General features: G+C 70.3%; 12 protein-coding genes. 4 read left to right on the forward strand and 8 right to left on the reverse strand.

The features are described from left to right. The 3 genes from ABZX12_RS36000 to ABZX12_RS36010 form a co-directional block, all read right to left on the reverse strand. Positions 1–1,425 (reverse strand): DUF222 domain-containing protein (locus ABZX12_RS36000; protein WP_355699925.1); only part of this gene is annotated, 1,425 nt, incomplete at its 3' end. 301 nt (positions 1,426–1,726) lie between these two features. Further along, a complete protein-coding gene (locus ABZX12_RS36005) occupies positions 1,727–2,539 on the reverse strand; it encodes an aminoglycoside phosphotransferase family protein (protein WP_355699926.1) in 813 nt (270 codons plus the stop codon). 10 nt (positions 2,540–2,549) lie between these two features. After that, complete coding sequence (locus ABZX12_RS36010) at positions 2,550–2,948, reverse strand: DUF4870 domain-containing protein (RefSeq protein ID WP_355699927.1); 399 nt, start codon at positions 2,946–2,948, stop codon at positions 2,550–2,552. Positions 2,949–3,044: 96 nt separating this feature from the next. Here ABZX12_RS36010 and ABZX12_RS36015 point away from each other — a divergent pair, with 96 nt between their 5' ends. After that, positions 3,045–3,992: an RNA polymerase subunit sigma-70 gene (locus ABZX12_RS36015; RefSeq protein ID WP_355699928.1), complete on the forward strand. Its 948-nt coding sequence runs from the start codon at positions 3,045–3,047 to the stop codon at positions 3,990–3,992. Here ABZX12_RS36015 and ABZX12_RS36020 read toward each other — a convergent pair. Beyond that, entirely contained in the window at positions 3,940–5,331 is a 1,392-nt protein-coding gene (locus ABZX12_RS36020; RefSeq protein ID WP_355699929.1) for an MFS transporter, read from the reverse strand. The genes ABZX12_RS36015 and ABZX12_RS36020 overlap by 53 nt on opposite strands. Before the next feature lie 24 nt (positions 5,332–5,355). Here ABZX12_RS36020 and ABZX12_RS36025 point away from each other — a divergent pair, with 24 nt between their 5' ends. Beyond that, positions 5,356–5,778 (forward strand): MerR family transcriptional regulator, encoded by a 423-nt coding sequence (locus tag ABZX12_RS36025; RefSeq protein ID WP_355699930.1) that lies wholly within the window; start codon positions 5,356–5,358, stop codon positions 5,776–5,778. On the opposite strand, the gene ABZX12_RS36030 is transcribed toward ABZX12_RS36025, so the two are convergent. Next, positions 5,762–6,976: a sigma-70 family RNA polymerase sigma factor gene (locus tag ABZX12_RS36030; protein WP_355699931.1), complete on the reverse strand. Its 1,215-nt coding sequence runs from the start codon at positions 6,974–6,976 to the stop codon at positions 5,762–5,764. The genes ABZX12_RS36025 and ABZX12_RS36030 overlap by 17 nt on opposite strands. A gap of 67 nt (positions 6,977–7,043) precedes the next feature. Beyond that, on the reverse strand, positions 7,044–7,415 hold the full coding sequence (locus tag ABZX12_RS36035) for a YciI family protein (protein ID WP_355699932.1): 372 nt from the start codon (positions 7,413–7,415) through the stop codon (positions 7,044–7,046). Positions 7,416–7,533: 118 nt separating this feature from the next. Between ABZX12_RS36035 and ABZX12_RS36040 the strand changes: the two genes are divergently transcribed. Continuing rightward, positions 7,534–8,967, forward strand: a complete 1,434-nt coding sequence (locus ABZX12_RS36040) for an NAD(P)/FAD-dependent oxidoreductase (RefSeq protein WP_355699933.1) — start codon at positions 7,534–7,536, stop codon at positions 8,965–8,967. Between the two features lie 9 nt (positions 8,968–8,976). Here the strand turns inward: ABZX12_RS36040 and ABZX12_RS36045 are convergent, their stop codons facing one another. Further along, on the reverse strand, positions 8,977–10,116 hold the full coding sequence (locus ABZX12_RS36045) for a citrate/2-methylcitrate synthase (protein WP_355699934.1): 1,140 nt from the start codon (positions 10,114–10,116) through the stop codon (positions 8,977–8,979). 74 nt (positions 10,117–10,190) lie between these two features. Between ABZX12_RS36045 and ABZX12_RS36050 the strand changes: the two genes are divergently transcribed. Continuing rightward, positions 10,191–11,360 (forward strand): citrate synthase, encoded by a 1,170-nt coding sequence (locus ABZX12_RS36050; RefSeq protein WP_355699935.1) that lies wholly within the window; start codon positions 10,191–10,193, stop codon positions 11,358–11,360. An 18-nt stretch (positions 11,361–11,378) separates the two neighbouring features. On the opposite strand, the gene ABZX12_RS36055 is transcribed toward ABZX12_RS36050, so the two are convergent. Then, positions 11,379–12,758 (reverse strand): hypothetical protein, encoded by a 1,380-nt coding sequence (locus ABZX12_RS36055; RefSeq protein ID WP_355699936.1) that lies wholly within the window; start codon positions 12,756–12,758, stop codon positions 11,379–11,381. Positions 12,759–12,760: the final 2 nt, after the last annotated feature.

Below are 12,760 nucleotides of genomic sequence, written 5' to 3' on the forward strand. Positions count from 1 at the left end.
GAGGTGCCAGCGGCCCTTGTGCAGGTCGGTGTGGTGACGACGGCAGAGCAGGGCCAGGTTCGAGACTTTGGTGTGGCCGCCGTCGATCCAGGAGATCAGGTGATGGGCGTCGCACATGACCGGCGGGGCTCCGCAGACCACGCAGCCACGGTCACGGACCTCCAGCGCTCGGCGCATCGCCTTGGTGACCAGCCGCACGCGGCGGCCGACGTCGAGCGGTTCCGAATTCGAGCCGAGCACCAACGGGATGATGTTCGCGTCACAGGCCAGCCGCCGGATCGTGGCGGCCGATAGCCCGCCGCTGTAGACGGTGCGCCCGACCGCGTCCGCGGTCGCGGCCTTCAGGTCGTCGAAGTCGATCGTGACCGTGATCGTCGCCTTCGCGCCGTACCCGGCCACCCGACCACCGGTCCCCGCGGCGCCCGCGGCACCGGCTGTGTCCTCGGCGCTCTCAGCCGCCGAAGCCGCGGCACCCGCGGTGCCTGCCATGTCCCCTGTACCCGCGGTGCGCGCGGCGCCACCTGTACCCGCAGCGCCCTCAGTACCCGCAGTGCCCGCGGCGGGGCCGGGTATGGGGCTGGTGGTGGGGCTGGGTGTGGGGCCGGTGGTGTCCCACGCGGCGGCGGCGATGCCCAGGGCGGTGGACAGCGCGTCGGCCTGGCGCTTGTCACGCGGCCGCGGGTCGTGTTCGCCGTCGACGGTCTTGTGCGGGCGGGCACCGGCATGCACGACCGCCCGCAACAGCTCGGCGTTCTCGTTGGCCAGGAAACCTTTGAACTTCACGCCGTTGTCCGCGGCCGACAGCGTCAGGGACTCCCGTTCATACGCCTTGTGCTCGTCGGGTTCGGGGCCGTCGGAGTCCAGCAGGTCGGCGATCTCCTTCGCGGCCGTCCGCAGTTCGCCGGGCGACAGGTGACCGGCGAGCCCGACCAGCTGCTCCGCGGCCGCGTCCAGGTGCTCCACCGGCACCCGGGAGCGGACCCGGTCCAGCCCGAACACGATCGCGGCCGCCTGCGCCGGCCGCAGCAACCACCCGCCGTCGGATCCGCCGTCGCCCGATCCGCTGTCATCGGCTTGGTTGTCGCCGGATCCGCTGTCGTCGGATCGGCTGTCGTCGGGGGCGTCGGCGGTGGCGGAGGAGGCCGTGCGGTCCAGGGCGGCCGCCACGGCCGGGTAGTGCGGGGCGGTCTGGGCCAGGCGCAGGGTGCGGCGGGCGGCCGGCGCGTCCAGACGGTACCGGAACCGCAGCAGCTCGGCGGTGTCGCGGGCGCCGAGCTCTTCGGCGTACCCGGTGGACTCGATCGCGGCGATCACGCTCAGCCGGTACGCCTCCCGGCGAGCCAGCTCGGCCTCCACCTCGTCGAGAGTGGACAGCAATTCGCTGCCACTCATCGACCACACCGGCCGCTCGCCCAGAAGTTCCATGGCATTGACTCTAGACGGCGCCACCGACATCCGAGCGAGATTCCCCTTATTTTGTGGGCTTTTCGTGGGCCCACACTCAGCAAACACCCCGGCCCACACACACCAACACCTGCGCTCAGGTCTGGTCGACGGTCGCGCAGACGTCGTCGAGTCCGACCCGCGAACTACTGGTGGAAGTCAACACGCAGCCGGTCGGCCCCAGGCACGCACTCCTACTCTTTCCGTGCTGCAGGTACTCGATGACCGGCCGCTGGGCTCGGGGCGCTCGGCGGCACGTCAGGACTTTCTTGCAGGGCGCGAGCTACCTGGTGAGCTGGCTGACGCACCAGGTGTAGTGGCCGTCGGTGGCGTTCTCGTCGTAGATGGTTGCGGTGATGATTGCGTAGGCCTTGCGGTAGACGCGCATGCGGTGCCGGTCGTGGCCCAGCTCTGCGAAACGCTCCGTCAGCAGGTCGTCCAGGCGGCGGGCCTCGGGTGAGTACATGTCGAAGAAGCCGGCCGCCAAGGAAGCCTCGAAGGTGCTGTCACCTGCTGTGGACAAGAAACCCCAATCGAGCACCGCCGCCACCTGCGTGCCGTCCATCAGGACGTTCGGCGGGCAGATGTCGCCGTGCACCACACTGAGCCCACCCTCGACCTCGGCAAGCTCGGCCAGCACCGTGTCCAACAGGATGGCGAAATCGGGTACGTCGCGCGCCAGGTGAACCCCCGAGGCGTTGGCGCGGCGGCGTACCAATGCGGCGAGGCTCTCGCCCCAGGACCCCTCCCAGAACGGCTGATTGAGGACGGGCAGCGACGTGCCGGCCGGGCCGGGTGTCGTGGCACCCAACGCCTCGACGACTGAGACGAAAGCGTCCACGGCGACTTTTTCAGGCAGCCCGGCCTCGTGCAGCGGGACACCGGTCAGCTTGTCCTCGACGCTGATCGCCAGCCCGTCCTCCCCCGCGGTGACCTCCCGGATCCGCGGCGTCCGGAACGGCAGCTCCGGCAGCTCGTCCAGGAACGCCTGCAACGGCCTGACATCCTCCGGCCGCCGGTCGAACCAGACCTTGCGGACCGTCCCGTCGCCGAGGTCGTAGACGGCGCCTTCCATGCCTTGCCCGATGAGCTCCACCGGGCCGACCCTAACGGACGAGGCGAATCGTCAACGGGTACCTGTAGTCGTTCCCGCCGGAGGCGGCGACCGTCGCGAGGATGATCACCACCAGCGCCACGACTGCTCCGATGACCACCAGCGGTACGACGATCAGCACCCCGAGGCCGAACGTGACGAAGATCAGCACGGCCGCGACCGCGGAGTAGATCAGCAGCGAGATCTGGAAGTTCAGCGACTCCACCGCGTGCCGGCGGACGAAGTCCGAGCGGTACCGGAACACCAGCCAGATGATCAACGGGCACAGGAACCCCATCGCGAACCAGGCCGCGACCAGCACCCCGATGTGCGCGACCATCGCCCACGTCCGCTCTTCCGAGGCCGAGAGCGGCGGCCCGGCGTTCGGCGTACTCATACTCAAGTCAAGCACACCGATTCCTTTTCGCGGGATTCTCGGTCTGTACCGGTGACAGACCTGCAACGAGAGGAACGGGCGATGGCGGCGGTGCCGAGCGAGGGAGTGGTGATGGGTGAGTTCGGTGTGACCGAGCCGTTCCGCAGGGAGTTGCTGGCGCACTGCTACCGGATGCTCGCGTCGGTACACGAGGCCGAGGACGCGGTGCAGGAGACGTACCTGCGGGCCTGGCGGTCGTGGGGCGACTTCGAGGGCAGGTCGTCGGTGCGGGTCTGGCTGTACCGCATCGCGACCAACGTGTGCCTGACCGCGCTCGAGCAACGTCGCCGCCGCGCGCTGCCGTCGGGGATCGCCGCACCGAGTACGGATCTGGCCGCCCCGTCGCCGGCCGAGCCGGACGGGACCGCCTGGATGGAGCCGATCGCCGAGTCGCTCGTCGCCGCCGATCCCGCGTCGATCGTCACGCTGCGGGAGAGCCTGCGGCTGGCTCTGATCGCTGCCCTGCAGTACCTGCCGCCCAAGCAACGCGCCGTACTGATCCTGCGCGAGGTGCTCGGGTTCCCGGCGGCGGAGGTGGCGGCGATGCTCGACACGTCGGTCGCCGCGGTGAAGAGCACGCTGCAACGCGCGCGGGCCCGCCTGGACGAGACGGCGCCGGCCCAGGACGAGGTCCTGGAGCCCACCGACCCGGTGGCTCGCGCCTTGCTCGACGACTACGTCACCGGCTTCGAGAACGCCGACACCGCGGCGCTCGAACGTGCCCTGCGTGCGGACGCCGCGATCGAGATGGTCGGTACGACGGCCTGGTTCGACGGCCGCGTGATGTGCCTGCAGGTGCTGGCCGCCGCTGTCGGCTCCCCCGGTGACTGGCGGATGCTCCCGATCGTCGCGAACGGCCAGCCCGCGGTCGGCGCGTACTTCAAGGGCGAGCCGTACGGCGTCGCCGTACTCACGCCGACTCGCACCGGTCTGACGCACATCCACGTCTTCAGCGACCCGGATCTCGTCACGCGCTTCGGGCTACCTGCACAGTCCGATGCGCCCGACGGCTCGTACTGAACAGGGCCAGCGCCAGTACGACGAGGCCGACCGCGACCGTCGGCCACCAGACCACGTGCTCGGCGCGGACGAACCGTTGTGGATCGGTCGTCGCGGTGCCGATGATCGACCCCGCGACCGCGACGCCGAGCGACGTACCGGTCTGCCGGCCGACCGACGCGAGCGACCCGGCCAGACCGGCCATCGACCCGGGCATGCCGGACACCGCCGCGTTCGCGATCGGCGGGTTGATCGTGCCGAGGAAGACGCCGAACAGCAGAAAGATCCCGAGCACGACCGGCAGCGGCGTCGCCGGCCCGATCCCGAGCGAGGCGAACGCGCCGAGCGTCAGCGCCGTACCGGCCACGACGAGCGGCAGCCGCGGGCCTCGCGCGCCCACCACCCGGCCCGTGAGCGGTGAGAGCACGGTGATCAGCAGGCCGACGGGGAGCAGGCACAGGCCCGCGTCCAGGGCGGACAGGTCGCGGATGCTCTGCAGGTACAGCGTCGTGACGAACAGGAACGCGCCGAACCCGGTGTAGGCGAACATCGCGATCACCACCGCGGAGCTGAACGGGATGCTGCGGAACAGGCGCAGTTCGAGCAGCGGCTCCGCCCGGCGGCGCTCGTACGCGATCAGCAGGACCGCGGCGACGGCGGCCGTGACGATCAACGGCGGACGCCACGCGTTCTTCTCGATGATCGCGGACACCACACTGCCGAGCAGCAGCGCCACCAGGAACTGGCCGACCGGGTCGAAGCGCCGGCCACGCGCGGCGCGGGACTCCGGCACGTACAGGCTGGTGAACAGCACCGCGAGCGCGACGATCGGCAGATTCACCCAGAAGATCGAGCGCCAGCCGAGGCCGTCGACGAGCGCGCCGCCGAGGATCGGGCCGAGGACCAGCGACAGCCCGGCGGTCGCGCCGAAGATCCCGATCGCGCGAGCGCGCTCGGCGCGGTCCGGGAAGACCGTCACCACGATCGCCATCGCGACCGGGTTCAGCATCGTGCCGCCGGCCGCCTGCACGGCGCGGGCGGCGACCAGCGCCTCGATGCCGGGCGCCAGGCTGCAGAGCAGCGAGCCGAGCCCGAAGACGATCAGCCCGAGGCGGAACATGCGCTTGCGGCCGAAGCGGTCGGCGGTGGAGCCGGCCAGCAGCAGGAAGCTCGCCAGCACCAACGTGTAGGCGTCGACGGTCCACTGCAGGCCGGCCGTCGAGGCGCCGAGGTCGTCGCGGATCGCGGGCAGCGCCATGTTCACGATCGAGATGTCCATCACCGAGACGAGCAGGCTCGCGCAACAGATCGCGAGCACGGCGTACCGGCGGGTGCCGACGGTTTCCTCGAGCAGTGTCATACCGGCCACGCTAGGATTTAGAGCGTGCTCGAAGTCAACGAACGCGGGATCAGTATCGCCGAAGCCGCCGAACACACCGGCGTCAGCGTCCACACACTGCGGTACTACGAGCGCGCCGGGCTGGTCGTCACCACGGTCGACCGGACCGCCGGCGGGCGCCGCCGGTATCGCCAGATCGACCTGGACTGGATCAAGATCTGCACCCGGTTCCGGGCCACCGGGATGCCGATCCGCACCATCCGCAAGTACGCCGAGCTCGTCACGGCCGGCCGCGGCAACGAGAAGGACCGCCTGGAGCTGCTGGAGACGCACCGCTCGGAGATTCTCACCCAACTCGCCGCGCTGCAGGACAGCCTCGAGCTCATCGACCACAAGATCGACGTCTATCGCGGCCGCCTCGAAGCAGGCGACGCGGACAGGCTCTGGGCGCCTAGCGCAGACTCCTGAGCCGGGCGGTCAGGAAGCGGCGCTCGGTTTCGTTGGCGGTCAGCTCGATCGCCTTCTCGTAGGCCTCGGCCGCTTCCGCCTGCCGGTCGAGGCGGGTCAGGACATCGGCCCGGGTCGCCGGCAGGTACGCGTACGCCGCGAGTGCGGGCTCGTTGCCGAGGGCATCCAGCTCGGCGAGCACCGCCGCCAGGTCGGCGCCGGGGACCAGACTGCGGGCGGCCACCCGGTTGAGCGCGACGATCGGGGTCGGCCAGCTCACCATCATCGCGTCGTACATCCGGACCACCTGACGCCAGTCCGTCTGCTCCCACGACGGCGCGGTCACGTGCAGACCGGCGACTGCCGCCTGCAGCGCGAACCGCCCGTGCCCGCGCTGCAGCGCCGCCGTGGCCCGCGCGACTCCCTCGGCCAGCAGCTTCCCGTTCCAGCGCGACCGGTCCTGGTCCGCCAGGAGTACCAGCTCGCCGTCGGCGCTGACCCGTGCATCGCCGCGCGCCTCGGTCATCAGCAGCAACCCGAGCAGCGCCTGCGGTTCCGGCTCGTCCGGCATCAACCGCTCCAGCAGCCGCGCCAGCTCGATCGCCCGCCCGGTCAGGTCGGTCCGGGTCAGCTCCGCCCCGGTGGCGACGTACCCGGCCGTGTAGACCAGGTGGACGACGGTCAGCACCACATCCATCCGCGCCGGCAGCTCGTGGTCGGCCGGGATGCGGTACGGGATCCCGGCCGCCGCGATCTTCTTCTTCGCCCGGGTGATCCGCGCCGCCGCCGTCGCCTCGGCGATCAGCAGCACCGCGGCGACCTCGCGCGTGGTCAGCCCGCAGATCAGCCGCAGCGTCAACGCCACCTGCGCCTCCCGCGCGAGCGCCGGGTGGCAGCAGGTGAACACTAGCCGCAACGGATCCGTCGGCTGCTCGGCGTCGCCGGGCTCCTCCACCAGCAGCGGCAGCTTCCGCCGCAGGTTGGTCTCGCGGCGCAGCCGGTCGAGCGCGAGCCGCCGGGCGACCGTGGTCAGCCAGCCGGCCGGGTTGTCCGGGATCCCGTCCGGCCAGGTGCGGAGCGCCCGGACGAACGCGTCCTGCGTGCAGTCCTCCGCCAGGTCCAGGTCGCGCGTCAAGCGGACCACGGACGCCAGCACGGTCGACCAGCTCTCCCGGTGCACCCTGTCCACCACCCGGGTCACCTCAACGGCTTCGGTCACCTTCTCCCCCTGCCCGACGGGTACGCCGGCGCGGCAGTACGCCGACGTACCCGGGTCGACGACACGCTCAGGCCGGCGGTGCGGCGTCCTCGGACGTCGGCATCACGGGCCGGACCTCGATGTTGCCGGACGGGCAGAGCTTCGCCAGCTCCAGCGCCTGGTCGAGGTCCCGGGCCTCGATGAGGTAGAACCCGCCGAGGGCTTCCCGGGTCTCGATGAACGGCCCGTCGGTGACCAGCGGCTCCGCGCCTTCACGGTTCTTGACCGTGCTCGCCGTGCTGGACCGCTCCAGCGCCTCCCCGCCGAGGATCCGCGCCCCGGCCTTCTCCACCGCGGCCGCGAACTCCCCGTGCAGCTTCATCGCCTGCTGCCACTCGTCGCGGGTCAGGTTGTCGTACCACTCCTCGCTGTCGAACAGCAGGAACATGTACTGCGCCATCTCGGACTCCCCTTGTCTCGCGCTTCCTCCGTGCGCTTCCTACTTGGACATCTTGCTGACGAACGCCCCGACACGGAATCGACAACACCCGGGAAGAATCTTTATTACCGTGGGGTACATGGAGCACCTCGACGTCCTGATCGTCGGCGCCGGCCTGTCCGGCATCGGCGCGGCGTACCGGATCCAGACGCGCTGCCCGGACCGCACGTACGCCGTGCTGGAGGGCCGTGCCGCGCTCGGCGGCACCTGGGACCTGTTCCGGTACCCGGGGGTGCGGTCGGACTCGGACATGTTCACGCTCGGGTTCCCGTTCCACCCGTGGAAGGCGGCGCAGGCGATCGCCGACGGTCCGGCGATCCTCGACTACCTGCACGAGACCGCGGCGGCGTACGGCATCGACAAGCACATCCGCTTCAACCAGCGCGTCGTCAGCGCCTCGTGGTCGTCCGCGGACGCGCTGTGGACGGTGCGGACCGCGGACGCGGCGTACACCTGCTCGTTCCTCTACGTGTGCAGCGGGTACTACGACTACGACTCGGGGTACGTCGTCGACTTCGACGGCAAGGAGGACTTCCAGGGGCAGATCGTGCACCCGCAGCACTGGCCGGACGAGCTGGACTACGCCGGCCGGCGGGTGGTGGTGATCGGCAGCGGCGCGACCGCGGTGACGCTGGTGCCCGCGATGGCGGGTACGGCGGAGCATGTGACCATGCTGCAGCGGTCGCCCAGCTACGTCGCCTCCCGTCCGGCGCGCGACGCACTGTCCGACCGCATCCGCGCCGTACTGCCGGAGAGGCTCGCGCACAGCGTCATCCGCGGGAAGAACGTCGCGCTGAGCACCGCGGTGTACGGCGCGTTCCGGAAGTGGCCGGCGCACGCAGCGTGGCTGCTGAACAGCACAGTCGCCAAGCAGCTTCCTTCGTCGATCCCTGTGGATCCGCACTTCACGCCCCGGTACAAGCCCTGGGACCAACGGCTCTGCCTGGTCCCGGACGCCGACCTGTTCAAGGCGCTGCGCAACGGCTCGGCGTCGGTGGTGACCGACGAGATCGACCGGTTCACCCCGACCGGACTGCGGCTGCGGTCCGGCCGGGAACTGGAGGCCGATCTCGTGGTCACCGCGACCGGCCTCCGCATGGTTGCGCTCGGCAACATCGAGGTGACGGTCGACGGGCGGCGGGTCGCGCCGCACGACACCTTCGTCTACAAGGGCATGATGCTGAGCGGCGTACCGAACCTCGCCTGGTGCATCGGCTACACCAACAACTCCTGGACGTTGCGCTCCGACCTCACCTCGAAGTACGTCACGCGGCTGCTCAACCACCTCACCGCGACCGGCACCCGGATCTGTGTCCCTGAGATCGACCCTGCCGAGTACGACGCACCACCCCGCCCGGTCGTCGACCTCACCTCCGGCTACATCCGCCGCGCCGCCGCCCTCCTCCCCCGCCAAGGCACCCAGGGCCCGTGGCGGCTACGGCAGAACTACCCACGAGACCTGCTGGCCCTCCGCTACAACCGCCTCGACGACGGCACCATGCACTTCAGCTGACCCGCCCCGTCAGCTGACGGGTGCCGGCGGTTGCGGGCCGACGTAGGTCGCGATCGGGCGGATGATCTTCGGGTCGGTGGACTGTTCGAGGATGTTGGCGGACCAGCCGATGATGCGGCTGACGGCGAACGTCGGGGTGAACATGGCGCGCGGGATGCCGCACAGCTCCATCACGACACCGGCGTAGAACTCCACGTTGGCGTAGAGGTTGCGGCCCGGCTTCAGCTCCGCCAGGACGTCGACGATGCGCTGCTCGACGGTGGTCGCGAAGTCCACCAGGTCGCCGCCGATCCCGCGGGCGATGTCGCGCAGCATCAGCGAGCGCGGGTCCTCGGTGCGGTACACCGCGTGCCCGAAGCCCATGATCCGGTCGCCGGCCGACACCTTCGCGCGGACCCAGTCGTCGATGCGGTCCGGCGTACCGATCTCGTCGAGGCTGGCGAGGGCGCGGTCCGGCGCGCCGCCGTGCAGCGGCCCCGAGAACGCACCGATCGCGCCCGCGACGCCCGCAACCACGTCCGCACCGGTGGAGGCGATCACCCGGGCGGTGAAGGTCGACGCGTTGAAGCCGTGGTCGACGGTCGAGACCAGGTAGTGCTCGATCGCGGTCGCGTGGACGGCGGTCGGCTCGGCACCGGTGACCAGATACAGCCAGTTCTCGGCTGCTGAGAGGTCAGCACGGGGTTCCAGCGGCTGCTGTCCCTCGCGGAGCCGGTAGAGGGCCGCGAGGATGGTCGGCGTCACGGCGCAGACCAGCATGGCGTCGGCCTTGCGACGGGCCGGGTCTGCGTCCCACAGCGGCGGCAGACCGCGCACCGCGGCGAGCAGCGACAGCGCGGTGCGGAGACCGGCGAGCGGGTTGAACGTCGTACCGGCGGTCGCGATCGCCGGGAGGACCGCGGCAACCTCGTCGGGGAGGACGCGCAGCGGGGCGAGCTCGGCGGTGAAGCGTGCCCGCTCGGCGTCGGTCGGGAGGCGGCCCTCGAACATCAGGTACCAGACGTCTTCGAGCGTCTTGGACTTGGCGAGATCGATCGCCGAGTACTGGCGGTAGTGGTAGAACCCTTCGTCGCCGCGGACGTCACCGAGGGTCGTCTCGGTGACGACGACGTTGCGCAGGCCGGGCGGTGCAGTGATCGTTGATGACATAGCTTCAGAGTTGACAGACGATCAACAGTTGTCAATATTGATCCAGTCAATATGAACGCTGTGAGGAGCGGGGAATGCCGGGCGAAGGTGACGAGAATTACCTGACCACCGCGGAGGTGGCGCGCCGTCTGCAGGTGAAACCGGCGACGGTCTACGCCTATGTCAGCCGCGGCCTCCTCACCAGCGTCCGCGCCCGCGGCCGCCGCGGCAGCCTGTTCCCCGCCGCCGACGTCGAACGCCTCGCCGCCCGCTCCGTCGAGCACTCCGGGGTCGTGGAACGCATCGAATCCGAGCTCACCCTCCTCGAGAACGACACCCTCTACTACCGAGGACGGTCCGCCCGCGACCTGGCCACAACCGCCACCCTCGACCAGGTCGCCACGCTCCTCTGGACACCCGGCGGCACGAGCGCGGTTGCCGGAGAAGGCTTGTTCACGGCGGATCGGGAGGGGGTCTTGCTGGCTCAGCGGGCTATGGGGGTGGTGCCGGAGGGGGCTCGGGTGACGGATCGGTTGCGGGTGGCGGTCGCGGTGTTGGGTGCGGCGGATCCGTTGCGGTTCGATCTGTCGCCGCCTTCGGTGACGGCTGCGGCCGGGAGGTTGATCGGCACGTTGATCGCGGCGCTGCCGGGACCGACGGCCGTCGGTACGACGCTGGGCGGGAAACTCTGGCCGAAGCTCTCGGACGCGGAACCGCGGCCGGAGGTGCTCGACGCCGCGCTGATCCTGCTCGCCGACCATGGGCTCGCGGTCTCCACCATCGCGGCGCGGGTCGCGGCCAGCGCCCGCGCGAACCTGTACGCCGTCGTCTCGGCAGGCCTCGGCGCGCTCGACGGGCAGTACCACGGCGCCGCACCGACCCTCGCGTACGAGTTTCTGGAGCGCGCGCAACGGGATCCGGTGCAGGCGCTCTCGGACCAGCTGCGATCCGGCGAACCCGTCCCCGGCTTCGGCCACCGGATCTACCAGCACCGCGACCCGCGCGCCGACGTACTGCTCGAGCTCCTCGGCGATCACCCGATCGTCGGCACGGTGCAAGCGATCGCCGAGCGGACGCCGACGTTCCCCAACAGCGACCTCGCGATCGCCGCGATCATGCACGCGTACGACTTCCGCCCCGACGCCGGGGACGCGCTGTTCGCCCTGGCCCGGATGGTGGGCTGGACCGCGCACGCCCTGGAGGAGTACGCGGCCCCAGCCCTCCGTTTCCGGGCCATGGGCATCTACACCGGCCAGACCACCTGACCGCCGGCCGGCACCGGACTACTTGGCGGTGAGTTTCACCAGCGCGGCGGCACCCGGGGCGAGGGTCAGCGGGAGCTGGCCGACGCGCTGCGCCGCGTACTGCTGACGGGCCGGCTGGAACAGCCCCACGGTGGCGACAGTCTGGCTGTTCAGCGACACCACCGCCCGGGCGCGGGTGCTGTGGGAGCGGTTGGCGACCAGGAGCCAGCGATCGCCGGAGGTGGTGTCCCGCGGGCGGAACGTGCCGACGACCACCGGATCGCCGGAGATTCCGGACACCAGGCTCGTCGGCGTGAAGCCGACGGTCCCGTTCGGCAGCGGGGTTTCGTTGACATGTTCGACGGTCTCGGACACCAGCGGCTTGAGCTCGCGTCCGACCTGGTGCAGCCAGGTGGTGTTGATCTGCTGCGCGGCGTAGTAACGCGACGTGCGTTCGCCGTCCACCGTGATCAGCGCCGGCCCGAACCCTTCCCCGCGGGCGGCTTCCGGCGTCCAGTAGGTGAAGTACTGGATCCCCTTCGCGCCGTACGCGAGGCTGATGTTCACCTGCCAGAGCAGCTCGGCCGCGGTCGGCTCGCGATGGTTGTTGTAGGCAAGCGTCTGGATGAACACCCAGGACGGGATGTCGCCGTGCAGCGCGGCGTCGCGGACGATCGCCCAGTTGTGGAAGTAGTTCGCGTCCTCGCGGCCCTCAGACAGCAGCGGGTACCGGTCGAACGAGATCAGCGACGGCTGCACCACGTCGACGAAGTTCCGGTAGTACGACGCGTCGTCGGACGGGAACAGGTTGATGTACGGCAGCAGCTGCGGCGCCAGCTCGCGGGAGATCGTCAGCGCCTTGGCCAGCGTCGCGAACCAGCCTGCGCCGGGTTCGTCGTAGAAATTGAAGCCGGCCAGCGATGAGTACGGGCCGTACGCGTTCCGGGCCCGGGTGTAGAGCTCCTTGGCCTCGGCCGGGGTGACGCTGAGGAAGTCCGTCGTGGTGTCGGAGATCGAGAACCAGCGGGACATGTTGCGGATCTGGATGTCGTCGGAGATCAGCATCTTCAGACCGGCGTCCCGGGCGAGCCCGAGCTGGTAGGTGAAGATGTTGCCGTCGCCGGCGTAGTTGCCGGAGATGACGAAGTCGAACCCGGCGCTCTTGATCTCCGCGAACCGCTCTGCGGTGCTCGCGAACGGGTGCGGCGGCCAGAACAACCCGATCGGGAAGTCCGGCCCGCCCGTCAGCGGCAGTACGTCCGGCGACGGTACGGCGGCCTCGGCAGCAGCCGAAGCGATCGAAGCGGAGGCGGTGGAGGCGGAGGCGACCGAGGCGGACGCCGCGGTGAGGGCGGTGGCGCCCGCGCCGAGCAGCAGGCTGCGGCGGCTGGGGCCAAGGGTCTGGTGTGGACTCTGCATGA

This window comes from Kribbella sp. NPDC003505 (assembly GCF_040610875.1).
Classification (GTDB): domain Bacteria; phylum Actinomycetota; class Actinomycetes; order Propionibacteriales; family Kribbellaceae; genus Kribbella.

What these genes read in the sequence shown, in the direction of transcription:
- ABZX12_RS36015 (WP_355699928.1), top strand. Translation starts at nt 3,045, where the DNA reads ATGGGTGAGTTCGGTGTGACCGAGCCGTTCCGCAGGGAGTTGCTGGCG.
- ABZX12_RS36020 (WP_355699929.1), bottom strand. Translation starts at nt 5,331, where the DNA reads ATGACACTGCTCGAGGAAACCGTCGGCACCCGCCGGTACGCCGTGCTC.
- ABZX12_RS36035 (WP_355699932.1), bottom strand. Translation starts at nt 7,415, where the DNA reads ATGGCGCAGTACATGTTCCTGCTGTTCGACAGCGAGGAGTGGTACGAC.
- ABZX12_RS36040 (WP_355699933.1), top strand. Translation starts at nt 7,534, where the DNA reads ATGGAGCACCTCGACGTCCTGATCGTCGGCGCCGGCCTGTCCGGCATC.
- ABZX12_RS36045 (WP_355699934.1), bottom strand. Translation starts at nt 10,116, where the DNA reads ATGTCATCAACGATCACTGCACCGCCCGGCCTGCGCAACGTCGTCGTC.
- ABZX12_RS36050 (WP_355699935.1), top strand. Translation starts at nt 10,191, where the DNA reads ATGCCGGGCGAAGGTGACGAGAATTACCTGACCACCGCGGAGGTGGCG.
- ABZX12_RS36055 (WP_355699936.1), bottom strand. Translation starts at nt 12,758, where the DNA reads ATGCAGAGTCCACACCAGACCCTTGGCCCCAGCCGCCGCAGCCTGCTG.